Source organism: Gilvimarinus gilvus, assembly GCF_030518155.1.
In the GTDB taxonomy this organism is placed as follows: domain Bacteria; phylum Pseudomonadota; class Gammaproteobacteria; order Pseudomonadales; family Cellvibrionaceae; genus Gilvimarinus; species Gilvimarinus gilvus.
The window spans coordinates 127,571-151,584 of record NZ_JAULRU010000264.1; the positions used below are offsets into that span (position 1 = coordinate 127,571).

21 protein-coding genes are annotated in these 24,014 nt (G+C 50.4%); 8 read left to right on the top strand and 13 right to left on the bottom strand.

Annotated elements, in window-relative coordinates:
* The first annotated feature begins 15 nt into the window (after positions 1–15).
* Positions 16–768 carry a 16S rRNA (uracil(1498)-N(3))-methyltransferase gene (locus tag QWI17_RS04475; protein WP_302721307.1) on the top strand — a complete coding sequence of 251 codons (753 nt, stop codon included), beginning with the start codon at positions 16–18 and terminating at the stop codon, positions 766–768.
* Here QWI17_RS04475 and QWI17_RS04480 read toward each other — a convergent pair.
* The 3 genes from QWI17_RS04480 to ttcA all read right to left on the bottom strand — a co-directional run bounded on the left by QWI17_RS04480 (position 702) and on the right by ttcA (position 5,334).
* A complete protein-coding gene (locus QWI17_RS04480; RefSeq protein WP_302721308.1) occupies positions 702–3,149 on the bottom strand; it encodes a putative bifunctional diguanylate cyclase/phosphodiesterase in 2,448 nt (815 codons plus the stop codon). The two genes, QWI17_RS04475 and QWI17_RS04480, sit on opposite strands and share 67 nt — an antisense overlap.
* A 61-nt stretch (positions 3,150–3,210) precedes the next feature.
* Positions 3,211–4,320: an alanine dehydrogenase gene (gene ald / locus QWI17_RS04485; RefSeq protein ID WP_302721309.1), complete on the bottom strand. Its 1,110-nt coding sequence runs from the start codon at positions 4,318–4,320 to the stop codon at positions 3,211–3,213.
* 90 nt (positions 4,321–4,410) lie between these two features.
* Positions 4,411–5,334 (bottom strand): tRNA 2-thiocytidine(32) synthetase TtcA, encoded by a 924-nt coding sequence (gene ttcA / locus QWI17_RS04490; protein ID WP_302721311.1) that lies wholly within the window; start codon positions 5,332–5,334, stop codon positions 4,411–4,413.
* A 243-nt stretch (positions 5,335–5,577) separates the two neighbouring features.
* Between ttcA and QWI17_RS04495 the strand changes: the two genes are divergently transcribed.
* From QWI17_RS04495 to bioA, 3 genes are all read left to right on the top strand, one after another.
* Positions 5,578–6,393, top strand: a complete 816-nt coding sequence (locus QWI17_RS04495; RefSeq protein WP_302721312.1) for a flagellar brake protein — start codon at positions 5,578–5,580, stop codon at positions 6,391–6,393.
* Positions 6,394–6,411: 18 nt separating this feature from the next.
* Positions 6,412–7,986, top strand: coding sequence for a methyl-accepting chemotaxis protein (locus QWI17_RS04500; protein WP_302721313.1), 1,575 nt, complete (start codon positions 6,412–6,414; stop codon positions 7,984–7,986).
* Positions 7,987–8,069: 83 nt separating this feature from the next.
* On the top strand, positions 8,070–9,374 hold the full coding sequence (gene bioA, locus QWI17_RS04505; protein WP_302721314.1) for an adenosylmethionine--8-amino-7-oxononanoate transaminase: 1,305 nt from the start codon (positions 8,070–8,072) through the stop codon (positions 9,372–9,374).
* Between the two features lie 4 nt (positions 9,375–9,378).
* On the opposite strand, the gene QWI17_RS04510 is transcribed toward bioA, so the two are convergent.
* The 6 genes from QWI17_RS04510 to adk form a co-directional block, all read right to left on the bottom strand.
* Positions 9,379–10,386: a tryptophan--tRNA ligase gene (locus QWI17_RS04510; protein ID WP_302721315.1), complete on the bottom strand. Its 1,008-nt coding sequence runs from the start codon at positions 10,384–10,386 to the stop codon at positions 9,379–9,381.
* 49 nt (positions 10,387–10,435) lie between these two features.
* A complete protein-coding gene (locus QWI17_RS04515) occupies positions 10,436–11,641 on the bottom strand; it encodes a tRNA-queuosine alpha-mannosyltransferase domain-containing protein (RefSeq protein WP_302721316.1) in 1,206 nt (401 codons plus the stop codon).
* Entirely contained in the window at positions 11,577–12,893 is a 1,317-nt protein-coding gene (locus tag QWI17_RS04520; RefSeq protein WP_302721317.1) for a M18 family aminopeptidase, read from the bottom strand. Before QWI17_RS04520 ends, QWI17_RS04515 begins: the two co-directional genes overlap by 65 nt.
* 21 nt (positions 12,894–12,914) lie before the next feature.
* Complete coding sequence (gene tsaB, locus QWI17_RS04525; protein ID WP_302721318.1) at positions 12,915–13,610, bottom strand: tRNA (adenosine(37)-N6)-threonylcarbamoyltransferase complex dimerization subunit type 1 TsaB; 696 nt, start codon at positions 13,608–13,610, stop codon at positions 12,915–12,917.
* A 174-nt stretch (positions 13,611–13,784) separates the two neighbouring features.
* On the bottom strand, positions 13,785–14,366 hold the full coding sequence (locus QWI17_RS04530; RefSeq protein ID WP_302721319.1) for a hypothetical protein: 582 nt from the start codon (positions 14,364–14,366) through the stop codon (positions 13,785–13,787).
* 340 nt (positions 14,367–14,706) lie between these two features.
* A complete protein-coding gene (gene adk, locus QWI17_RS04535) occupies positions 14,707–15,363 on the bottom strand; it encodes an adenylate kinase (RefSeq protein WP_302721320.1) in 657 nt (218 codons plus the stop codon).
* Positions 15,364–15,567: 204 nt separating this feature from the next.
* Between adk and QWI17_RS04540 the strand changes: the two genes are divergently transcribed.
* Positions 15,568–15,900, top strand: coding sequence for a type 1 pili tip component (locus QWI17_RS04540; RefSeq protein ID WP_302721321.1), 333 nt, complete (start codon positions 15,568–15,570; stop codon positions 15,898–15,900).
* 5 nt (positions 15,901–15,905) lie between these two features.
* Here the strand turns inward: QWI17_RS04540 and QWI17_RS04545 are convergent, their stop codons facing one another.
* From QWI17_RS04545 to QWI17_RS04555, 3 genes are all read right to left on the bottom strand, one after another.
* Positions 15,906–16,439, bottom strand: coding sequence for a shikimate kinase (locus QWI17_RS04545; RefSeq protein ID WP_302721322.1), 534 nt, complete (start codon positions 16,437–16,439; stop codon positions 15,906–15,908).
* 27 nt (positions 16,440–16,466) lie between these two features.
* Complete coding sequence (locus QWI17_RS04550; RefSeq protein ID WP_302721323.1) at positions 16,467–18,092, bottom strand: methyl-accepting chemotaxis protein; 1,626 nt, start codon at positions 18,090–18,092, stop codon at positions 16,467–16,469.
* 127 nt (positions 18,093–18,219) lie between these two features.
* Positions 18,220–19,935 carry a potassium/proton antiporter gene (locus QWI17_RS04555; protein WP_302721324.1) on the bottom strand — a complete coding sequence of 572 codons (1,716 nt, stop codon included), beginning with the start codon at positions 19,933–19,935 and terminating at the stop codon, positions 18,220–18,222.
* 91 nt (positions 19,936–20,026) lie between these two features.
* Here QWI17_RS04555 and QWI17_RS04560 point away from each other — a divergent pair, with 91 nt between their 5' ends.
* The 3 genes from QWI17_RS04560 to QWI17_RS04570 are packed head-to-tail and all read left to right on the top strand — an operon-like array spanning position 20,027 to position 23,417.
* Positions 20,027–22,054, top strand: a complete 2,028-nt coding sequence (locus tag QWI17_RS04560; RefSeq protein ID WP_302721325.1) for a VacB/RNase II family 3'-5' exoribonuclease — start codon at positions 20,027–20,029, stop codon at positions 22,052–22,054.
* Between the two features lie 14 nt (positions 22,055–22,068).
* The gene (locus tag QWI17_RS04565) at positions 22,069–22,530 is read left to right on the top strand and encodes an EVE domain-containing protein (RefSeq protein ID WP_302721326.1); all 462 of its coding nucleotides are present in this window, start codon (positions 22,069–22,071) and stop codon (positions 22,528–22,530) included.
* Positions 22,531–22,580: 50 nt separating this feature from the next.
* Complete coding sequence (locus QWI17_RS04570; protein ID WP_302721327.1) at positions 22,581–23,417, top strand: CvfB family protein; 837 nt, start codon at positions 22,581–22,583, stop codon at positions 23,415–23,417.
* Here QWI17_RS04570 and QWI17_RS04575 read toward each other — a convergent pair.
* Positions 23,404–24,000, bottom strand: coding sequence for a YceI family protein (locus tag QWI17_RS04575; RefSeq protein WP_302721328.1), 597 nt, complete (start codon positions 23,998–24,000; stop codon positions 23,404–23,406). The genes QWI17_RS04570 and QWI17_RS04575 overlap by 14 nt on opposite strands.
* Positions 24,001–24,014: the final 14 nt, after the last annotated feature.

The following is a 24,014-nucleotide window of genomic DNA, read 5'->3' on the forward strand; positions in this document are numbered from 1 at the left end:
CATCTGCGGGCCGGTATGAACTTAATTTTACTGTCTGACAACGACTTTACTGGCCACAATCTAGCGGTGCTGCGCGATGAACGTCGAGTTAAACATATTCTCGGTGTGCACCGAGCCGACGTTGGAGACACTCTCAAGGTAGGACTTGTAAACGACAAGGTCGGCGAAGGGACCATTACAGCGATTAAAGACTGTAGCGTTACTTTGAGTGTTGCTTTAACCAGCCCTCCCCCAATTCCCTCTAATGTACGTTTAATTCTAGCGCTACCGCGCCCACCAATGCTAAAACGTATTCTACAAACCATAAGCACACTAGGCATCAAAGAGCTAGTCTTGCTGCAAAGCAGTCGCGTGGACAAAAGTTATTGGCAAACCCCGCAACTTAACGAGCTGAAAATTCGGGAAGAGCTGATACTCGGATTGGAACAGGCGCGAGATACCGTGTTACCCCAAATATCCTTTGCAAAGCGGTTTCGTCCGTTTGTTGAAGATTCGTTGATTGATTTTGTCGGCACCGAGCAAGGGTTTGTTGCCCACCCTTACGCCCGGCAATCAAGCCCTCACAACATAGAGGCACCCTGCGTAATTGCCATAGGACCAGAGGGTGGATTTTTAGACAAAGAGGTGGACGAGTTTAGCCGGCGAGGCTTCACGGGTATTAGCCTTGGCGAGCGAATATTGCGCGTGGAGACGGCTGTTACTTATTTACTGGGGCGTTTTTCCAACAACGTGACAAACTCCTCCATGGCCACGGCAGGGCTGAAATAGAACCCCTGATAAAACTGGCAACCGTACTCTTTGAGAATTTCAAGCTGTTCCTTATTTTCAACGCCTTCAGCAACCAGCTCAAGTCCAAGTAAACGTCCCATAGTGATGATAGTTTCCACTAACACCCGATCATTTCTATCATCAATTATGTCCCGGATAAAACTTTTATCAATTTTCAACGTTGCCACGGGCAACCGTTTTAAATAACTAATGGACGAATAACCCGTGCCGAAGTCATCCAGCGAGAAGCTAATACCACGTTCAGTTAAACTGGTAATAGTGTCAATTGCTTCTTCGACTTGCTGAATTACGATACCTTCAGTGATTTCCATATCGAGCACGTTGTCTGGCAATTGGTAACCCTCGATTGTGGCAAGCACACCCGACGCGAAACTTTCGCGACGAAATTGGCGCGGACTGATATTAATACTGAGCTGCATGCCGGGGCGCCATAATCCTTCGCTGCAAAGAGACTGCAGCGACTCGCAAGCCTGCTCTAACACCCACTGCCCCACTTCTATAATCAGACCCGATGTCTCTAAAACCGGAATAAATTCAAACGGTGAAATCAGCCCCTTCTCTGGATGAAACCACCTCAACAATGCTTCTGCTCCCACCACTTCGCCCGTAAACACATCAAGCTTGGGCTGAAAATACAGCGCGAACTGTTCTTCCTCTAAGGCTCGATGCAGGTCGCCTTCCATCACCAGCTGACGACTTACCTTATCGGCCATTTCTTCATTGAAAAACTCTATGGCATCACGCCCCTTCTCTTTAACCTGATACATTGCCGTATCAGCAAAACGCAATAATTCGTGCACTACATTGTTCTTTTCCGGATAGACTACGACACCCACGCTGCAGGTCACACGCAGCTCCATTTCCTCATGAAATATGGGCGACGATACCAATGCTCGTATTTTTTCACCAATCTCTCCAGCTTTCAGGGCTGCGATCTCTTGATGCTGATCCAGAACCGTAAGCACCACAACAAACTCGTCCCCACTTAGGCGGGCAACTAAATCTTCTTCCCGAACGGCGCCCTGCAAACGCTTGGATACTTCCTGCAACACCAGGTCACCTACCGGGTGGCCCAGTGAATCATTGATATTTTTAAACTTATCCAGATCAATAAACAATACAGCGCCATAGTATCCGTGCCTGGCTGCCCGCCTAGCTTCGTGCTCCAGGCGCTCCACCAACTGTAAGCGGTTGGGCAAGCCAGTTAGCGCATCATGATGCGCCATATATTCCATCTTGGCCTGCGCATTTTTGCGCTCTGTTACATCTACTGACACCACCAATGACACCACTTCGTCGTAGTAGTTAAGTGGTAGCATGTGAGTTTGTAAAAAAAGTTGTACACCGTTGGCCCCGATAAAACTTTCCTCAATAACATCAATCTCCTCGCCATTGCGAATAACACGCGTGTCGTTCGCGACGATAATCTCAATATCTAGCACCGAGTTTTTCAGTAGCTTGCGAACATGTACGTTGCGCATATCATCAGGAGAGTAACCAAGGGTATCGGCCAGGGCTTTATTGGCAAATAAGTAGTAACCATCAATATTACGGGCGCCAATCAGTACTGGCAGGCTATCCACAATTTGTCTCAGGTGTTCTTCGCTTTTACGAAGAGCCTGCTCAATCACTCTGCGTTTTGCCAGCGACAACTCAATGACATCCAGCAACTGATTACTGCTATTGATTACCGTTCCCAGTTCGTCAGTTTTATGGGACCTCACCGCAGTCAGGCGCTTCACACCGGGGTGGTCTGGGTCTATTTCATTAATTTCGTGAGAGAGTCGTACCAGAGGCTTGGTCAGCTTAAAATAGAATGCGATGAAAAGAAGAACAACCAATATTAGACTGCGAATAACACCTACATAGAAGTTAACTTGGGAACGTCGATAAAAGTTAGCCAGCGCCTTGCCTCTATCAACCGTAAAGTTTATTTTCCCGGCGGCGCCTTGCATATAGCCAGATACAGACAGCGCTGAAGAATAAGAAACGTCTTCACCAGAGAATAGTTTTCCAATTAAAAATTGCTCGGTAGGTTCTTTATTTTGACGAGAGGCGGCCAACACATTACCACGCTCATCCCAAATAGCGACCTCGTAAATAAAGTCATAGGCTAGTAATCCATTTACAACCTCGGTCGCGAGATCGTCGTCTAAGGTATGAACGGCTCGTGCCGCAGGTGGCGTGGCGACTTCAACGACGCGGTCGATAAGTTGATCCAGCTCTTCAGATTGAGCTAAATAATCTACATAAACCTGTACAGAGCTAATAAAAAAGCTCAGTAAAACCGCCAGAATAATACCAATTTTGGCCAGTTGGAATGATATGCCCTGAAAGATTGACGGCGTTTTTTGTCTCATCTTATTTGCGAGAATCCGGAGGCCGGTAGTTTATTTGATATGGCACTTTTTGTGAGGGTGTTCATCCGCACTCCACCAGAGACAAACATGCCTCCCCCAACGCAGTTGCAACGGCCTGATGACAAACATTGCCTTGGTGGGTGTTAACTCCGCAAGCGAGCTCAGGTACCTTTCGAAGCGCCCCCATCCCCCCTTCAGCCAACTGCAATACATAGGGTAGTGTGGCATGAGATAGCGCTAAAGTCGACGTTTTAGCGACTGCGCTGGGGATATTAGCCACACAGTAGTGAATCACACCGCCCACCTGATAGGTGGGCTGTCGATGGGTGGTCGGACGCGAGCTCTCAAAACAACCGCCTTGATCGATTGCCACATCGACCAACACGCTACCTGGCCGCATCCTTTCGATATCGCGTCTCATTAACAGCTGGGGGGATTTATTTCCTGGCACCAAAACGGCTCCGACAACCAAATCAGAATCGATCGCAAGCGCGGCAATACGATCAACGCTGGCAAACTCCAGTTGAGCGCGACTCGAAAATGTATTTTTAAGATTGCGCAGTTGCTCCAGTGATTTATCCACAATCGTAACCTGCCCACCCAGCCCCAGCGCAACGTGTGCCGCTTCACGGCCAACAACGCCACCGCCAATAATCAACACTTTTGCCGCGGCAACACCACCCACCTGGCCTAATAGAATTCCCCCACCACCCTGTGTAGATTCGAGGTGGTGAGCCCCAACCTGGACGGCTAAACGGCCAGCAATTTCAGACATAGGCGCTAACAGCGGTAATAGACCGCCTGATTTTGCGACTGTCTCAAAACCAATGGAGGTCACTCCACTGGCGAGTAACTTTTTAGCAATATCCGGCACCGCAGCCAAATGCAGAAAGCAGAATAGAAACTGCCCGCTACGCAGATACTCACACTCCGCAGCCTGAGGCCCTTTTACTTTTACTACCAGCTCCGAACGCTGATACACATCCTGAGCATTCGAGACTATTTGTGCACCGGCTTCAGTGTATGCGACATCTGAAACGCCAACTCCAGCCCCCGCCGAGACCTCAACCAAGACTTGGTGACCGGCTCGAACACACTCGCGCACCGCGCTGGGCGTCAACCCCACACGGTACTCTTCGGATTTTATTTCTCTGGGAACACCAATTAGCATGCCTACGACTCCAGATTACACCGGGCCTTTAACCGTAGGTAAAAGGCCCGTGCTTACTAGGAGTATAGATGAGTCTTGGGTTATGGCGTCTTACTGAACATGAATGGCGTTTATGTACTGTGCGACATCCGGCGACCCGACAGCCGTTTGATCATCATCGTTATCAGTTGAGAATGACTCTAGAGTCTTTTCGCTCGGGGTCAGCCCAATAAAGTCAAACAGACTGCGATCCGCCAATTGTGAAGGCGCTACGTTACTGATTGCTGAAAAGATTGTTTCGAGTCGCCCGGGATGTGATTTCTCCCAGCCTTGCAGCATCTCCTTAATGACTTGTCGCTGTAAATTCTCCTGCGAGCCACACAGGTTGCACGGGATAATAGGAAATTCCTTGGTCTGAGAGTAACGCTCAAGATCCTTTTCCTTGCAGTAAGCCATGGGTCTGATCAGCACGTTGCGGCCATTATCTGCCAACAACTTGGGAGGCATTGCCTTGAGTTTGCCACCGTAAAACAAATTGAGAAAGAGGGTTTCGATAATGTCATCACGATGATGACCCAGTGCTATTTTGGTAGCACCAATTTCATCGGCAAAGCTGTACAGGGTGCCGCGTCGCAAGCGCGAGCAAAGACCGCATGTGGTTTTTCCTTCCGGAATAATCTCTTTTACAATGCTATAGGTATCTTTTTCCACAATATGATAGGGAACGCCTAGCGACTCTAAATACGCAGGCAATACGTGCTCCGGAAAGCCAGGCTGCTTCTGATCCATGTTAACAGCAATAAGCTCAAAGTTAACCGGAGCAGTTTTCTGTAACCCAAGCAAAATGTCGAGCATGCCATAGGAGTCTTTACCGCCCGAAAGGCACACCATGACACGGTCGCCTTCGCTGATCATTTCGAAGTCGGCTATAGCACGGCCCACATGTCGGCGCAGGCGTTTTTGCAGTTTGTTAAACTCCAGGCGTTCTTTGCGCGTGGCGGCATCGGGGTTATCGGTTGCGTGAACCTTGGTCATGACCAAAAACTACCTTTCCGTCGAAAAAGGCCGCCATTGTACGGATTTTACTCAGAGGATGGAATCCACTTTGCCGCCCGGCGGCAAGTCACCGCCGCGTCAAGCGTAGTCTTGCGCAGCCTAAACCACTAAAACGGCACAAATCCCGCGCGGTTACTGCCTCCGGGCTTGTGGCATAAGCCTTGCTAGTACACCCACAGAGCACGTTTTTCAGCGTTTTATGGGTAGCAATGGGAAAGAACTATGTCTTTGATTGAACGTATTATGAACAAATTTTCCAGCCAAGCGAATGCCTCTTGCGAGCAACCTACCCGCTCAGCAATTTCAAGTCTGTTAGGCCAGCACGATGCCACCAACTCTACTGTGGAAACACTGACACACTTGTCCAACTCGCGACAACTGCTGGAAATACAAATTCACAATAGAGAGTCCAGCTTTCAAAGCATGATAATTGCTGTAGACATAGAGCGTGGTCTGTTATGGCTGGACCAACTCGTGCCCCATACGCTAGCGCTCAGCGAGGGACAGTGGTTAACAATGCGCCACCAACGAATGGGACATGTACTGACACTCAAGGTGCCCGTAATCAGCGATCAGACCAGCACCCGAGGAGCCATTGCTGTACTTTTACCGAATGAGGCGATCTATCGCCCCCGCCGCCACTATGCCCGCTTTGAAACGGACGGCGAAACTTTAAACGCTAAAGTTCGTACTATTGGCGCAGAACCAACGCAAGTTCGCGTACTCAATGTTTCCGGCGGCGGTTTACGTATAGCACTAAAAGGCAATCAGCTACGGCACTACCACCGCGATGCTCACCTGCCCTTGTGCCAGTTTAGCCTCAGCGGTCACCTCAAAATCAATTGTCAGGCACGCGTCAAATCCGCGCGGTTGGTTCGCGAGCCCTTTCGCCACACTCAAGTTAGCCTAGAATTTACCGATATAGCTCTGGGCGCCTGCAAACAATTAGATCAACAACTTAAATTACTTCACGCAGGTGCAGCGCTCGATCAGACTGGCGAGCAACTACAGGTAAATGACCTACAATTAGCGGGGTAGCCCAGATAAGGATCAATGATGATGAAGAATAATGGCCCCGTCACCAATAGAGAAGTTCAGCTAAAACCTGGGGATGAGATTGTGTCCTCCACCGATTTGGCGGGCACCATTGAGTTCTGTAACGATACTTTCTGTAGTATTGCCAACTACACCCGCGAAGAACTGATTGGTCAGCCCCATAATATTCTCCGCCACCCTGACATGCCTACGGATGCGTTCGCTATGCTTTGGTCTGCACTAAAGCGCGGCGAAGCCTGGATGGGTATAGTCAAAAATCGCTGTAAAAACGGTGACCACTACTGGGTTGATGCCTATGTCATGCCGGTGGGTGACAAGGGCAAAGTTACAGGCTACGAGTCGGTACGCGTCAAGGCAGACAGATCATCAATCAGCCGGGCAGAGTCCGTCTACGCCCGACTGCGTCATGGCAAGAGCTTTTGCCCGCCCTTTTTAGGCATAGTGCAAAAGTATGGCGCTGCGGCACTCAGCGCGGTTATTAGCCTGGTGTTGATGACTGTACTGGTTGCTGTTGGCACAGACGCAAGCGCCAGCCAGTACACAGGCGCTGCGGTAATTGCCGTAATTTTTGGGGTGCTGATACAAGCAGTGCGAACCACATTGCTCGCCGATGCGTTGACCCAAGCCCGCAAAATTCACCAAGACCCCGTGGCCGCTTATATCTACACGGGACGATGCGATGAGGTTGGCGAGATAAAACTGGCACAACTCGCGCAAAAATCCCGTCTGCGTACGGCGCTCGGCCGCTTTCAGGAATCCGCCAACGACCTCAGTTTACACGCCGGGTTAGCCCAAGAGCAGGCACAGCAAACTTTCTCGTACATAACCGAGCAACAGCAGCAAACGACGAACGTCGCTCATGCCATGGGGCAAATGAGCATCGCGGTGCAAGAAGTTGCCTCTGGCGCTACGGAGACATCAAGTGCGACTCGCGATGCGCTGAGTGAAGTGGAAAGTGGCAACACTGTTATCCGCGCAGCCGGGGTCGCTATTGATGACCTGTCAAAAACGGTCAACGCACTCGGCTCTGTATTACAGAGACTCACCGAAGGCAGCGTTAAAATTGCCTCGGTGGTAGATGTTATACGCGGCGTAGCCGAGCAAACCAACCTACTTGCTCTGAATGCCGCTATTGAGGCTGCACGAGCGGGTGACCAAGGCCGGGGCTTTGCCGTAGTAGCCGATGAAGTCAGAACTCTTGCCCAGCGAACACAGGAGTCAACCGAGGACATTCAGTCGATCATCAGTGAGCTGACTGACGCCACAGAGCTTGCGGGTACTAACATGTCAGACTGCCAGAGCCTGGTTGATCGAAGCGTAAGCGAAATGGATAACGTCAGTAAGGCGTTGTCGGCTATTTCCAGCGCTGTGACAACCATCGATCAAATGTCCCATCAGATAGCGGCCGCCGCCGAAGAGCAGTCTGCCACGGCCGTAGACATTGAGAAGAATACTCAGTCCATCACCTCACTGGCCGATCAGGTCCAGAGCCAGGTGGATGAGGCCAATCGCCTCAACAGTGAAATGGCGCTGCTGTCGCACAAGCAAACTGTATTGGTTGATCGCTTTAGTTAAGCGCTCCGCGCGAATTCATACGACTCACTGGACAAGCGCCACTAAAACCCTTAGTTTGGCGCTTTTTGCGCGACAGAGGCCGTATGAGCTCACCGAACCTTACTCCCGCTGAACATGCACGCAACATTCTGGAGCGTGATCGGGCCCACGTGTGGCATCCCTACTCGTCATTTTTAGCACCCTCACCCACTTACCCAGTCGCCAGCGCAAACGGGGTGCGCCTGACATTAACCGACGGTCGCACATTAATTGATGGGATGTCCTCTTGGTGGAGTGTATTGCACGGCTATAACCACCCAACGCTCAATCAGGCCCTGCTCGATCAGAGCCAAGCTATGAGCCATGTGATGTTCGGTGGCCTTACCCATGAGCCTGCAGTCACGCTCTCACAAAAACTAGTACAACTAAGTCCAGAGGGGTTAAATAAAGTATTTTTGTCTGACTCGGGCTCGGTCAGCGTTGAGGTCGCTATGAAAATGGCCCTGCAATATTGGCACTCGCAGGGCCGCCCGGAAAAAAATCGCTTTTTGGCCTTAAAGAATGGTTATCACGGCGACACGTTCGGTGCTATGAGTGTTTGCGACCCGGTGACGGGTATGCACCACCTGTTCGCTCAGAACATCACCCAACAATATTTCGCCGAGCGCCCACAGAGCCGATTTAGTGCGGCCTTTGACCCCAAAGATTTAGACAGTATTCGCCATCTTTTGGCCACGAAAACCGATATTGCGGCGGTTATTCTAGAACCTGTGGTACAGGGCGCTGGTGGTATGTGGATGTACTCACCGACTTATGTGCGGGAAGTGAGGGTCCTGTGTGACCAATATGACGTGCTGCTCATTGCCGATGAAATCGCTACAGGCCTTGGGCGCACCGGCAAGCTCTTTGCCTGCGAACACGCCAACATTAGCCCTGATATCATGTGTTTGGGTAAAACGCTAACCGGCGGTTACATGACTCTGGCGGCTACTCTGTGCAACGACAAGGTCAGCGACGGTATTTGCCAAGGCGATGCCGGCGTTTTTATGCACGGCCCAACGTTTATGGGCAACCCCCTTGCCTGCGCCGTAGCCAACGCGAGCATAGACTTGTTGCTGGCGTCCGACTGGCAAAGCAATATCGCCCGAATCGACCAACAGCTTAAGCAAGGACTGGAACCTTGCCGCGAGCTTGAACACGTCGTTGATGTTCGTGTTTTAGGCGCAATCGGCGTCGTCGAACTAGATTATGCGCCGGCAATGGCCGAAATACAGCCGGCCTTAGTCGATGAGGGAATTTGGGTTCGGCCGTTCGGTAAGCTGGTCTACATTATGCCACCCTACGTTGCGACAAACCAAGATTTACACGCACTGACCGGCGGTATTTTCCGGGTTGTCGGTGCGCTCTAGGTATTCAAACAAATGTGCGCAAACCAACCGCTTGTCGCAACTTTTCAATAAAGGGCGCACTCACCGCACGGGCCTTGCTGGCCCCGTGCTGCAGAACATCTTCAATATCCGCCGGACGTTCCATTAGCTCAAAGTATTTCTCACGGGCCTCGCCCAGTTGACTGTTCACCAGCTCAAACAGCTCTCGCTTCGCCTCGCCCCAGGCAATACCGCCGGCAAACTTGTCGCGCATCTGCGCGGTTTGTTCTGCACTGGCAAAAGCTTCCCATATTTGAAACACGGTTGAGGTATCTGGATCCTTCGCCTCGCCTGGCTCCAATAGGTTTGTTTTAATTTTATTAATATGCTTTTTGAGCTGTTTTTCGGTCAAAAATAAAGGAATCGTGTTGTTGTAGCTCTTGCTCATCTTACGACCATCCAGTCCCTGCAGGATTGAGCCTTTATCATCCACGACAGCCTCTGGCATATTAAAATGATTGCCATAGTGATGGTTAAAACGCGCCGCAATATCACGGGCCATTTCTATGTGCTGAATCTGATCCTTACCGACCGGAACCTTGTTGGCATTAAACATCAAGATATCGGCGGCCATAAGTATCGGGTAATTATACAACCCCATTGTCACGCCAAAATCCGGATCTTCGCCCGCCTCTTCATTGGCCGCTACTACAGCCTTATAAGCGTGTGCCCGATTCATCAAGCCTTTGGCTGCCATACAGGTTAACAGCCAGCACAATTCCGGAATCTCTGGCACATCCGATTGACGATAGAACACCGCATTGTCGGTATTGAGCCCCAGAGCCAACCATGTTGCCGCAATTTCTTTGCGCGACAACTTAATACGCTCTGCGTCCTGACATTTAATCAGAGCGTGATAATCGGCGAGAAAATAGAAAGACTCTAATTGCGCGGACTTACTGGCCTCTATCGCCGGGCGTATGGCACCGACATAATTGCCGAGATGGGGGGTACCGGTCGTGGTAATACCGGTTAAAACACGTTGCTTGCTCATCAATAATCCAGAACACAGGTAATTTCAGACGGGCGCCTATCATACAGGCTCAGGCTTTCTCTGTGTAGCTAGCGCAGGTATCAAAAAGTAAGCTGCGGTAGCCATCGTACTGGCGTCGCCAACTTAAATGGGCCAAATTGGGACACGCAAGCCAATCCCCTCCCGCTTTAGCCCGCAATTGCTGTGCGAGATAGACTGCCAAGGCTTTAGCGTCAACCTCCAGGTTTCCTGTAACTGGGTAGCAGTAGCGCTCCCCTACCATTTCAGGGTAGACCTGATGTCGCGGCAGCACCGGTATACAACCAAGTGCTACGGCCTCCAAAACAGACAACCCCTGAAAGTCGTGATCGGCCGTAGACAGCACAAAATCCGATCGCTGTAGTATGTCAAGGTAGTGATCGTAGCTGTCAATAAAACCGACCTCGCCGGCTACGCCATGAGTATGCAACAGGCTTTCTATTGCAGCGAATACCGCAGGCTGATTGCGAAATTGCTGACCTATAAGATGCATCTTAAACGGCGGCAATTCGATAGAGCCACTCAATATCTGTACAAGCCCGCGATACAAAAGGTCAGGATTTTTATCGTATTCCCAGCGATGGTTCCAAACAATCTGAAGCGGCTGGCCCTCTCCTTGCGCCTTCGGCCCCTCAGCTCGGCTGAACAGCGCGTCTTCGAGCGGTACAGGCAGTACCCGACTTTTCCTGGCAATGTCTGCAACCAGCTTGGAGTCAATGCCATCGGGGAGCTTGCTTATCAAGTCACCTACCCCCGACAGAAATCCACGGCGATTGAACTCGGAGTTAAAAACAACTGTATCGGCGCACACGCTGCTGTATAGCGTGACTATTTGCGGTTCAACCGAGGTATGCTGCTGGCGGCTTGAGGGATAGTCGAACTGATTTTCGTGAAAATACAGCACAGTCGGAATACTGGCTAAGCTTGGCACCATTCCGCGCAGACTAGACAGATCCACCATCGATGTACAAATCAGTAGATCGTAATGCGCTTTTAATGCGCTCGTTTGCAATGTCGCATAGGTAAGGCTATTCCCGCGAATACGCCAGTTAAAGAAACGGGGCGCGAGTGCGATCTGAGTAAACTCAATGTCCGGGAACTGGGCTGCTAACCCTTGGCGCCAGCGTTTATGGCTGGCCGCGTCATAAGCTGAAAGCAACAAAACCTTCACGTTAAGCAAATTTACCTGGCGCTGCGACTTGTTCAAAGTACGCTTTTGCCACACGCGATAACCCATAGGCGTCATCGGAACCCGCCAACTCGCGGGTTGAGTGCATGGCAAAGGTCGGCACACCAACATCGAGCGTTTTTACTCCTACCTCGGACGACGTAATAGGCCCGATAGTGCTGCCACATTCCATATCAGAGCGCGAGACAAAACTCTGCACCGGCACCCCCGCGCGACCACAAAGCAATTTAAAAAGTGCCGCCGTTTCGCTTGTGGTGGCGTAACGCTGATTGGAGTTGACCTTTATGACCGGACCGCCATTGAGCATTGGGCCATGGCCCGCATCATGCTTTTGCTGGTAATTCGGGTGTATTGCGTGTGCGTTATCCGCCGAGATCATCATTGATGCATCCAAAGCGCGCAGCCGCAACTGTGTGTCTGGTATTAGCCGCTGTAAAAAATGCTCCAACATTGGCCCCTTGGCACCACAGGCGGAAGCACTACCCACTTCCTCGTGATCATTGCAAACCAGCAAGCAAGACTGCTCTGTACTGGCATTTAACATCGCGTCCAGACCGACGTAGCAACTCAGCAAGTTATCCAGTCGGGCACTGGCAATAAAGTCTTCATTGAATCCAATAAGCGCAGGTTTGTGCGTGTCATACAACGACAACTCAAAACCCAATATCGCTTTCACTACAGCATCTGCGTCCGTTCGCTGCAGTTCCGTTTTCAGTAGACTGTGTAAATCTTGCTCTTCAGCACCTGCGACCATCAGAATCGGCAACATTTCCTTCTGAGGATTCACGCTCTTATTACGGTTTGCTTCACGATCAAGATGAATCGCCAGATTCGGCAAACAGGCGACCGGACGCTGAAAATCAATCAAGCGGCTCAAAGGTACATCGCCGTCTCCTTTATAAGTGACGCGCCCGGCAATGGAAAGGTCTCGATCAAACCAGGTATTCAGTAGCGCACCGCCATAAACTTCAACCGCTAGTTGCACATAGCCCGCATTAACACTGTAAGCATTAGGCTTAAGCTTTAAACAGGGGCTGTCAGTGTGAGCGCCAAACATCCGAATGCCAGTTTTTTCTAACGGTGTGCTGCCGTAACAGAACGCTATAATGGACGAGTCATTGCGAGTCACAAAATAGCGTTTGCCCTGTTGCAGAGACCAGGAGTCCGCTTCATTGAGGCGAACAAAACCCGCTGCGACCAATTGCTCAGCCATGTTTCGCGTGGCATGAAATGGCGTTGGCGAGGCTGCGATAAACTCCAGCAACCCTTGGTTAAAACTTTGTGTGTCGGCCCTTTGCATTACCCTAACCCCTAAAATCAATTATGTACGAATTCTCTCGCGTTTTTTCCAAGTAACAGTATCGCGGATATATTTTGGTTCAACTGACCTGACATCCTCCGCCTCACCACGTGCCCAAGCCCGTTCTGCAAGCTCTGCAACGGCTGACGCGCGAGGTGTCGCAGAGGCATCAAACCGACTGGCATAGGTCGCCATGTCATCCACTGTGAAGCCTTGCCCTACTCCAACTACATTTTCAGCTGCACAGCCACAAGGCACACTCAGAGCAGCGGGAGCACAGACCGAAGGGGCTTGAACTATGCGCAATCTTGAGTTCACCAGGTCATAGTCGTAGACGCCGTAATAAACCTCTCCCATCCTTGCATCAAGAGCACTCAGCACCGGTGTACCTGGGTTGACTTTCCCTGCGGGCAGCGCTTGCGCCTGCAGTGTGCATACAGGAATAACCGGGAGAGCGCCGGCAAATGCTAACCCTTGCACAACACCCATACCAATACGAATACCGGTAAACGAACCCGGTCCGGCTGAAAATGCAATTGCGTCCAAACTGGCCAGCTCCATGCCGCACTCAGACAACAAGTCGTCAATCATAGGCAAAATGCGCTGGGTATGACTTTTCGCCGCAACTTCAAAGTGTTCATAGATCTTACCATCCTGCATCAGCATGGCTACCGAACAGGCTTCTGTAGAGGTATCGAGAGAAAGAATTGTAGGCATAATATGAAATCGGCTTGGCAAAACGCCATTTTGACAGATCGCATCGCTGCGACCAATAGCCATTGCAATCTATCTTATTCGTGATCGGCAACCTGCATCGAACCAACCCATTAACAAAAATCCCGACCTAAGGTCGGGATTTTGTTCTACGATCAGCTAATTAGCTTAAACCGACTAAGCTTTCTTCGCTGGGCGACCACGCCGAGACGTTGACTTACGTTTTGCCTTCGCCTTTGGTTTTTTCGTTGCAGTCTTAGCCTTAGCCGCCTCTTTTTTCTCCAGAGTGCGCACCTTTGCCTTAGCTTTCTTTTCAGCAACCTTAGCTTTAGCGGCAAGCTTCTTGGCTGCGGCCTTGACCTTCTTAGCATCAGCTGAAGCGCGGGCACGCTTCCACTTGGCCTCAAACGCCGCTTTTGCCTTTTCCAAATCGGAAGACGCTTTGGACGTTAGCTTCTCTTCTAAAGCAACCAATTTAGCTTTTCCGGCTTCTTCTGCGGCTTTCACCGCGGCCATCGCTTTTGCTTTGGCTAGGCTTGATTTTTGCTCTGCCAGTTTCGCTCGCAATGTTTTTGCTTTTTCTGAAACTTTGCTAGCCGCTTTTTCGGCCGCAGCGGCGGAACGTTTATCCATAGCCTTTTTCGATTTACTGGCTTTTGCTTTTGCCGATTGAGCTTTTTTACGAGCCGTTGCAAGCTTCTTGGCCTGATCGTTTACAGCAGCTTGCGCTTTATCGACGGAGGTTTGCGCTTTTGCCACAGCTGGATCAATTACCGATTTCACTGCGCGCTTAGGGGATTTTCGGGTGGTGGATTTACGTTTGGCAGCCGCCTTACGCGGTGCTTTTTTCGCAACTCTAGCCATAACTTATCTCCTAACTTGTTTTTTGATTCATGCACTTTAATTGTTTACCAATAACACTTGCGCGTTATAGCCACTCTAAATATATTTAATAAAAGCACTATTTGCACGTTTTTCGCCCAAAAAAGCTGTTTTTTCTACAATATTTGAGGTGAATAACGACAAAAAAATTGAAACACAAAATAAAATGTAAAAAAAAAGGCCCCGAAGGGCCTTGTTGCATTGCCGCTATTATTTTCTATTTTGCCAGTACAGCAAACAACTGCTCCCGAATACTGTCGACACTCCCAACGCCAGCCACTTTGGTAAATGAAGGCGCTGCATCGCCCTTCTCAGCTTTTAAAGACTGATAGAACTCGACCAATGGTTTAGTTTGCTCGTGATAAACCGACAAGCGCTTGCGTACCGTTTCTTCTTTATCGTCTTCGCGCTGAACCAGCGACTCGCCTGTTTCATCATCCAGCCCTTCCTGCTTGGGCGGATTGTGCTCAATATGATAAACGCGACCCGATGCTTCGTGAACACGGCGTCCGCTAAGGCGAGCCACAATCTCTTCATCAGCAACATCAATTTCAATCACATGGTCAATGGCAACACCTGCTTCCAACAATGCTTCAGCCTGAGGGATTGTGCGCGGAAAGCCATCAAACAAAAAGCCTTTTACACAATCGTCGGCGGCAATACGCTCTTTTACCAAAGCTATAATTAAATCATCTGGCACTAAGCCACCCGCAGCCATAATATCCTTAGCCTGCATGCCCAGTGGCGTACCTGCTTTGACCGCAGCACGCAACATATCTCCAGTGGAAATTTGGGGAATACCAAACTTATCCATAATCATTTTTGCCTGAGTGCCTTTCCCTGCACCCGGAGCCCCCAATAAGATGACTTTCATTGCCACTCACTCCTCGCGTATTATATCCGGTAACCCGGTTGGCGCTAAAAAGCGCTCTCTGCAAAAAGCGGTTACGATACACGCGTGCTCTTAGAAGCACAAGGCGCCCCAGCCAAACCTCGATATCCTATTGATTTCCAAAGATATTTCACTGTGTTAAAATAGGGGCTAGATTGTCAATTCGGCCATTAAGAGGTGTATCTCATGGACAAGAAGCCAAGCGATTTACTTACGCACTGGGAGAAAACGGCCAAGGGCCAGCTTACCCAGTCTAGCTATTCCCTGCGCCTGCCTATCGAAGATGCGGCCAAACTCGAAGCGCTAGCGGAAATGTACCCTAAATTGACTCTCGAACAATTGATCGGCGATCTTTTATCCACCGCGCTGCATGAGCTTGAGGAGTCTATGCCCTACATTAAGGGCGCCGAAGTCATTGCTTTCGATGAGTTGGGCGATGAGGTGTATGCCGATAAAGGTCTAACGCCGCAGTTTCAAAAATTAACACAGACTAAACTGACGGCACTAAAGTCTTCGTAGGAGCGTCAAGCGTCCGCGTCGGCGTACTGCTCTCCCTCTTCGTAAATGATTTCCTGAACCACGGCAACGGGAGATTTACCGCGACACTGTATGGTGATATCGGCGTATTTTCGGTACAGAGGAACTCGCTCGGCGTATACGTCTGCAAATGACTGGCCATCGGGCTTGGCGATACCTCGTGCCTCCATATTATGAATGCGAGCCTCAAGGTCGCTCAAAGGCAAGTCAAGGAACACAATTTGCCCGGCCTTGGCCAAGTGAGCCATGGCATTTTCACCGTATATCGCACTCCCCCCGGTAGACACAACGTGGTTGCTGACATCCAGGGTTAATATAATGGCCTCTTCTAGCTCACGCAGGTGCTGGTAGCCATTTTCATGCACAATGTCCTGTAATGCTTTCTTCGCGTGAACCTGAATCAATAGATCAGTATCCACAAATTCCCGTGCTAGCTCTTTCGCTAACAAAATACCGATAGTGCTTTTGCCCACGCCGGGCATGCCAACTAGAACAATACTTGTGTCTCGGGTACTGGCCACAAAACCTCCTGTTTTCAGAGCTAAATGTTAAACCCTAAAACTTCCAACCAGCTCGCGCAAGCTATTCGAAAGCGCATTAAGCTCACGGCTCGCCTGTGCGGTTTTCCCCGCGCCCTCAGATGTATTCAATGCCAACTGATTTATTTCGACCAGATTTCGATCAATTTCGCCGGTAACCGAGCTCTGCTCTTCAGCGGCCGTTGCAATTTGAATCGCCATGTTGGTGATTGAGCCAACAGCCTGGCTGATATTCGCTAAGGACTCTCCGCCTTCATTGGCAGCCAGCACAGCCTCTCCCGTCATTTCGTTGGAATGGTTCATTGCCTCGACGGCGCTTTGCACACCGGTTTGCAACTGAACCAACATTTGCTGAATATCTTCTGTTGACTCTTGGGTTCGACTGGCAAGTGTACGCACCTCATCGGCAACCACGGCAAAGCCTCGACCCTGTTCGCCGGCTCGGGCAGCCTCAATCGCGGCATTCAACGCGAGCAGGTTAGTCTGCTCTGCCACCCCACTAATGACATCGATAACGGAATTGACGTTTTTGGCCTCTTCATCAAGCCGCGCCATAACCTGAGCTGTATCCGCAATGCGATCCGACAACTCCTGTACCCGCTCTACAGCCATGCGAATTCGCTCTTGGCCTGTACCCGTCACCTCCGCGGCATTTTTCGCGCTGTCGGCGGTTTCATTGGTGTTTTGCGCCACTTCCTGTATGGCTACCGTCAGCTCATTGACCGCCGCAACCACCATAGTAATCGCCTGCACTTGCTCATCGGCCGCTTGCTGACTTTGTGCAGATACATCGAGCATTACGGTTGCCGATTGGGCGACTTCTTCCGTGGTACTGCGGATGCGACCGATTAGATTTTGCAGTTTTTCCATAAAGCGATTGACGTGGCCCGACAGCTCACCTAGCTCGTCTTGACTGTCTATTTCAATACGAATGGTCAAGTCGCCGTCGCCCTCGGCGATATTCTGAATCCTATCGCCTATAGCTTTAATCGGGCGGATTACCATAATGGGCAGCAGAATCGCGGCCAATACGGCTACTAAAGTACACACGACCGCGAGAGCGACAAGCATGCCGGCGATTGAATTTGCTTCGGCATCGATCTGATCGGCAAAATTATGCACATATTGGAGCCGGCGCTCCCCTACCATATCCAAATGAGTTCGCACATCATCAAACAGAGCATAACTTTTCTCAAAGCCGGCCACTTCTTCGCCATCTATTGCATCGGGGTTGCCATACTGCGCCGTCTCAATAAGCTTGGAACTATAGTTATACCAAGCATCAAAGAGTTTATTAAAGTCGCGCCTCTCTGAATCTGTAGCACTGTTGGAAATATCTAACGACTGTAAAAACCGTTCTTTAACCTGCTCGGCATTTTCCTTGTGCTCTGCCTTCAAAGTGTCTAACCCCACACCAGCCACCCCGCTGACAAATATCGTTCTTTCCGCCGTCAGCGCCTGATACAAATCCCGGTCTGCCTGCAAAATTAACTGGATTTCATCAAGGTTTACACGAGCGATGGTATTGGCATTGTCCGCCAATGTTCGCGCAGACATGATGGAATAAACACTAGAATAGAGAAAAAGCACGACCAATATAGACAGCGGAATTGACAGCTTCCAACGGAAGCTCATATTGTTATACCAGCGCATGACACTCAAGCCTCGAATAAGCACGTAGATCTTTTGATTTAGTGTAGTACACAATTGCACTGGCCACTGTTAAGGTGCTTATCGGCCGTTTTTTTTATAATCTATAGTATTACCGGTGAAGCTTTAAACTCACTTTTGTGACTTTGGCATCTTTCATGTCGAGCACGATAAACTCCACGTTCCCCAAGTCAACACGGTCACCCACCACCGGCTGCTTGTAGCGTCGGTAGATATAGCGCCCAATGCTCCAACTGGCCATATCTTCCGGCACATTAAAGCCATACAGCATCCCTAAATCCATTAACTTGGCCCGTGGAGACACAACGAATTCGCCAAAGAATGCTTGGGCGGATAATCGATCCGGTTCAGGCTCGCCTACCAGCCACTTATCCAGGCCGGCCAACGCATCCACGGCAGCCAGTAAATAGACATGGTCGCCCGCCTCTAGTTGGCATTGGTCAAGGTCACGCAGCGGCTCTCCATCACGCATAACGCACATCGTACGGGCATTCAAATGCGCAGGCAGGCTTGCCAGCCCCGACTTTATCGCTGGCGAGTCCTGCAGCAGCTTATACCCCACAAATTCATAGCCCGCCTGGCCCGGCACACCCAACTCAACACGCTGCACCCGTGAACTACTCGTCGGCACGTCCACGCGCAGCCAGCGCGCAAGCGGCGCTACGGTCCAGCCTTGCAAAACCAGTGACACAATGACAATAAAGAACGCGATATTGAAGAAAAAGGGCCAGTGCTCTAAACCGGCCAACCAGGGAAACATTGCCAACACAATGGGCACGGCACCGCGCAGCCCGACCCAAGAGATAAACAATCGCTCGCGCCATGAAAATTGAAAGGGAATTAATGACACGCCTACGGCTATGGGACGGGCGACTAATATCAAGAGTAGCCCCATCAAAAAACCACTGGATGCGTAACTGACCAACTCCGAAGGCGACACTAGCAACCCAAGCATTAAAAACAAACTAATTTGTGCCAACCACGCAATGCCATCATGAAAGCGTTGAATATTATAGAGGCCACGCGACACGCGGTTTCCCACCATCAATCCGGCCATATAGACGGCCAGAAAACCACTTGACTGCAGTACTGCGGCAACGCCAAAAATTGACAACCCGCCAAACAAAGCAAGCAATGGATAGAGTCCCGGGCTCAACTCTAGCTTGGTAACCCCCCAAGCCAATACACGGCCACCGTACACACCAATCACGGCACCAACACCCATTTGCCAGAAAAATGCGAGCGCCATCGTCCAGTCAAATCCGCCGTCACCTAAACGGATAAACTCAACCATTGAAATGGTAAGAAATATTGCCATAGGGTCGTTGAGCCCTGACTCAATTTCCAAAGTCGCACCGACTCGCGCTTTTAATGCTAAGCCCTGCATATTCAGCACTGAAAACACAGCCGCAGCATCGGTGGACCCCACAATAGCGCCCACGAGCAACCCCTCTGCCCACGACAAGTCCAGCAACCAGGCGGCCAACACGCCGCAAATACCCGCCGTCACAACCACGCCAACTGACGCCAGCACTAAAGCAGGACGCAACCCCACCCTAAAATTATGAATATCGGTGCGCAGGCCGCCGTCAAACAGTATTACCGCAAGCGCCAAAGTACCCAGAAAGAGAGCCGACTGAACATCGTCATAAGCTATACCCCCCAGGCCCTCTTCGCCACCAAGCATCCCAACCAGCAAAAATACCAGCAGCAAAGGCATCCCCACTCTGGGAGACAATGCGCTGGCTAAAATGCTGATCAAAAATAGAACAGCGCCCAATAATATAAGCTGATTTAGTACATCCATATGCCAATAATACTATAGTCGCCGCGAAACCCCGCATTTCCTGTTATCATGGCCACTTTCCTGAACCCGCCAGTACAACAAGTAGTGATTCATGCTCAGTAAAGATGCCCTCTCGCAATTATCCCAGCTCAAGACTGTCATCGCCTCCGAAAAAGAATTTGCAGAGGGTATTGTCAGACCAACATCCAAACGCTTTGGTTTTGTTCGCTTAGACGACGGTCGCGACGCATTTCTCGACCCGGAGCAAATGCTAAGGGTGCTGCCCGGCGACCGCGTTAAGGTCAGCCTCACTGAAAACAGTAAAAAGCAGCTGGAAGCTAAGCTCGAGACCTTGCTAAATTCTGCGGTTAGTCAATTTGTCGGACGATATGTTCGCAAGGGGCCTGCTCACTTCGTTGAGCCTGACCTTCCGCCATTTTCACGCTGGCTGTTTATACCACCTCAAGAACGCACCAACTGCTCGGAAGGCGACTTGGTCGAATGCGAGCTCATTCGCCACCCCTTCAAATATGAAGGCAAGGCTCAAATTAAAGTAACCAATCGCATTGGCAAGCCAGACGAACCCGGCATTGAGAGTCGCTATGTCGCGGCAAAATACCAATTGACCAGCGAGTGGAACGCCGCAGCCTGGGAGCAAGCACAGCGAATCTCACACTCAATTGATGAGCAGGCACTGGCTTCGCTGTCACGCGAAGATCTCACCGCCATACCCTTCGTCACGATTGACTCCGAATTCACGCGAGATATGGACGATGCAATCTTTGCGGAAAGAACATCGGAAGGCTGGCAATTAACCACAGCCATCGCCGACCCTGGCAGCGTTATTGATTTTGGCAGTGAGCTCGAGCTGAGCGCGCGCCAGCGTGCCTCGACCCTATACTTGCTGGGCAACCCGATTACCATGTTGCCGACAGAGCTTTCTCACGAGACATTTTCACTGGTGCCAGATGCCGTTCGACCAGCACTAGTGTGTACCATGCAAGTGAATAAGCAAGGCGAGCTAAACCATTTTGAGTTTAAATTTGCCAAGATTAAATCACACTACAAACTCAGCTATCAGGGTGTAACCGGTCTACTTGAGAACAATGACACCGAGTCGCTGGCTGACAAGTTGCCAGAAAGTGTCACGGCAAGTTTGCAGACGCTGGAAAAGATTGCGAGCGCGCGAATTGAGTACCGCCAAAAAAATGCACTGGTAATGGAAGACCGAGCTGATTTTCAGTACTGGCTGAATGACCAGAAAAAAATTGAACGCATTGAAAAACGCTCTCGTAACCTTGCACAAAAGCTGGTCGAGGAAGCCATGCTAGCCACCAACATTTGCGCGGGAAAACTGTTCAGCGAGCACCCCAACAGCGGGTTATTTTCAACACATATTGGCTTTCGGCAAGAGCGCGTTGAAGAGGTAAATCAATTAATCGCCGGCGAACTACCCGACATGGCCGAGCGGGACTTCAGCAATCTCGACAACTTCCGCAAGCTGTTTCGCACACTGCGCCAGCACGCAGGCGATAACCAGGCGAAAGCGCGCCTAAACTCCTTATTACAGCGTATGCAGCAAGCTGGCAGCCTAAGTTTAGAAAATGCCGGCCATTTCGGGCTTGGTTTTGAGCACTACGCTACTGTGACTTCGCCGATTCGACGTTATCAAGATTTATACAACCACTATGCCTTAAAAGCGCTGCTCAACGGAACTCCCGCCCCCGGAGCTAGCCCCGAAGACGTCGAGAGGCTGCAAGAAACCTTAACCACCGGCCGTCAAGCGACACGCATGCTGGAATCTTGGTTGCTGTGCCACTACATGGCAGACAAAATTGGTACTGTACATTTTGGTACAGTAGTTGGTGTGAGTGGCCGCGGTATTAACGTGAAGCTGGACGACATCGGTATTGACGGTTTTGTGCAGCTATCGGAGAAGGGCAAACCCAAGCCGAAATTTGACAGTGGTCGCCTCACCTTAGTCACTCCTGAAGCAGAGTTCTATCTCGACGACGCGGTCTGCGTGAAAGTAAAACAGGTAGACAATCTGGGGCGACGAATGGAGCTGGAATTAGTTGATAAAGAGACGGCCGAGCGTCTCAAAGCATTTGAAAGTACCGATGTCGATACAAAGGGCTAACGGGGGCATTTAGTGTGGCCTACTGGCTTTTTAAATCTGAGCCTGACTGCTACGGTATCGACCATTTGGCAGCAGAGCCGAAGCAAACCACTCGCTGGGACGGTGTTCGCAATTTTCAGGCCCGCAACCTATTGCGCGATAAAATTGTGCGCGACGATACCGTGTTGTTTTACCACAGCCGCTGCAAAGCCATCGGAATCGTCGGCGCCGCTGTGGTAGTTTCCGACGCTTATCCCGACCCACTGCAATTTGACCCACAAAGCCCTTACTACGATGCTAAATCCACGCAGAGCAAGCCTCGTTGGTACAGTATCGACATTAAATTACAGCGAGTGTTCAATAGGCCTATACTGCTTGATACGATCAAACAAATTCAGGCGCTTGAATCGATGGCTTTGCGTAAACAAAGCCGCCTATCGGTGCAACCGGTAACAGCGCAGGAGTTCAACACTCTGATGCAGCTCATTGACGACTGACTCGACAAACTAACCTATTTTACAAATTACGTTCTCAATACGGACCGCTCATGGCCTCAATCGGACAGTACGACCAGCTTCCTATCGTCAAATTCGTAGATTTCGGCGCTTATTTAGACGCGGGGGAACTGGGCCAGGTATTATTGCCCAAACGATATGTAACCGAAGAGATGGGGCTGGGGCAGTCTGTCGATGTTTTCATACATCACGACAGCCAGGATATACCTGTTGCAACAACCCTAAGACCCAAGGCGACAGTCGGCCAAAGCGCTCTATTAAAAGTTGTGGACATAAATGATGCCGGAGCTTTCCTTGACTGGGGGCTGCCCAAGCACTTGCTGGTGCCGTTTAACGAGCAGCACAAACGCTTCGAAATTGACCGCTCCTATGTAGTCACCCTGTATTTGGATCCCTATTCAGAGCGGGTGGTTGGCTCTTCCAGGCTCAGCAGGCACCTAAACGAAACCGGCACTGAACTTAAAGTCGGACAAGCTGTTGACCTACTGATTTGCGGTAGAAGTGATATGGGCTTTAAAGCGGTTATTAATCACCGGCACCTAGGCCTTATCTTCCGAGATGACGCGTTTAAACCGCTATGCTACGGAGAAAAAACCAAAGGCTACGTTAAGGCAGTTCGTCGTGACGGCAAAATTGATATCAGCCTACAACCGGTCGGCGACAAAGGCCGCGACCGACTTCAACAGAAAATTCTGGACCATTTAAGCAGTAATAACGGTCACTCGGAACTGGGCGATCGCGCCAACCCCGACGACATTTATAAGACATTTAATGTCAGTAAAGGTACCTACAAAAAAGCGCTGGGAGCGCTTTACAAACAAAGGCTGATCGTCATCAAGCCCGACGGGATTGAACTTATTGGCGAATAAATTCGGCAAACACTTCGATTTGGACGTTGTCGCCAACTGCGGGAATAAACTTATCCATGCCAAATCTCGAGCGTAAAAACTCCAACTTTGCCTCAAATCCTAGCGTGTAATCGCCCGTTAACCGATTGGTTGTTGCGCCATTAATGGTTACCGCAAGCGTTGCGGGATTAGTTACGCCCCGAAATGTCAGATCGCCAGCAAAGATCAATAACGAGCCATCAACGTTAGCCCGCCCACGGGATTGAAATCGCGCCACGGGATGCTCCTCCGAGCACAACCAGTCGCAACTTACTAACGTTTGCGCAAAGTCGGGACGATTCACATCTAACGAATTTATTTCGACGTCGGCAACAATGGTACTGGCAGCAGGATCTGAATCGACGAAATTGAGGGTTGCCTGACTCTGATTAAACCGCCCCACAAAGGACGATATACCCAAGTGTTCAACCTTAAATAGAACAGTGGTGTGATGAGGATCTAGCCTGTAGTTACCAGGCTTTAAGGTGGGCAGCTCAGTATATACATGACCGGATAGCAACTGCCCGCAAGCGGTCAGTAAAGCGCCACACAAAAGCAGCGCCACACAACGGACTAAAA

What these genes read in the sequence shown, in the direction of transcription:
- QWI17_RS04475 (WP_302721307.1), top strand. Translation starts at nt 16, where the DNA reads ATGAACTTAATTTTACTGTCTGACAACGACTTTACTGGCCACAATCTA.
- QWI17_RS04480 (WP_302721308.1), bottom strand. Translation starts at nt 3,149, where the DNA reads ATGAGACAAAAAACGCCGTCAATCTTTCAGGGCATATCATTCCAACTG.
- ald (WP_302721309.1), bottom strand. Translation starts at nt 4,320, where the DNA reads ATGCTAATTGGTGTTCCCAGAGAAATAAAATCCGAAGAGTACCGTGTG.
- ttcA (WP_302721311.1), bottom strand. Translation starts at nt 5,334, where the DNA reads ATGACCAAGGTTCACGCAACCGATAACCCCGATGCCGCCACGCGCAAA.
- QWI17_RS04495 (WP_302721312.1), top strand. Translation starts at nt 5,578, where the DNA reads ATGTCTTTGATTGAACGTATTATGAACAAATTTTCCAGCCAAGCGAAT.
- QWI17_RS04500 (WP_302721313.1), top strand. Translation starts at nt 6,412, where the DNA reads ATGATGAAGAATAATGGCCCCGTCACCAATAGAGAAGTTCAGCTAAAA.
- bioA (WP_302721314.1), top strand. Translation starts at nt 8,070, where the DNA reads ATGAGCTCACCGAACCTTACTCCCGCTGAACATGCACGCAACATTCTG.
- QWI17_RS04510 (WP_302721315.1), bottom strand. Translation starts at nt 10,386, where the DNA reads ATGAGCAAGCAACGTGTTTTAACCGGTATTACCACGACCGGTACCCCC.
- QWI17_RS04515 (WP_302721316.1), bottom strand. Translation starts at nt 11,641, where the DNA reads ATGGGTTATCGCGTGTGGCAAAAGCGTACTTTGAACAAGTCGCAGCGC.
- QWI17_RS04520 (WP_302721317.1), bottom strand. Translation starts at nt 12,893, where the DNA reads ATGCAAAGGGCCGACACACAAAGTTTTAACCAAGGGTTGCTGGAGTTT.
- tsaB (WP_302721318.1), bottom strand. Translation starts at nt 13,610, where the DNA reads ATGCCTACAATTCTTTCTCTCGATACCTCTACAGAAGCCTGTTCGGTA.
- adk (WP_302721320.1), bottom strand. Translation starts at nt 15,363, where the DNA reads ATGAAAGTCATCTTATTGGGGGCTCCGGGTGCAGGGAAAGGCACTCAG.
- QWI17_RS04540 (WP_302721321.1), top strand. Translation starts at nt 15,568, where the DNA reads ATGGACAAGAAGCCAAGCGATTTACTTACGCACTGGGAGAAAACGGCC.
- QWI17_RS04550 (WP_302721323.1), bottom strand. Translation starts at nt 18,092, where the DNA reads ATGAGCTTCCGTTGGAAGCTGTCAATTCCGCTGTCTATATTGGTCGTG.
- QWI17_RS04555 (WP_302721324.1), bottom strand. Translation starts at nt 19,935, where the DNA reads ATGGATGTACTAAATCAGCTTATATTATTGGGCGCTGTTCTATTTTTG.
- QWI17_RS04560 (WP_302721325.1), top strand. Translation starts at nt 20,027, where the DNA reads ATGCTCAGTAAAGATGCCCTCTCGCAATTATCCCAGCTCAAGACTGTC.
- QWI17_RS04570 (WP_302721327.1), top strand. Translation starts at nt 22,581, where the DNA reads ATGGCCTCAATCGGACAGTACGACCAGCTTCCTATCGTCAAATTCGTA.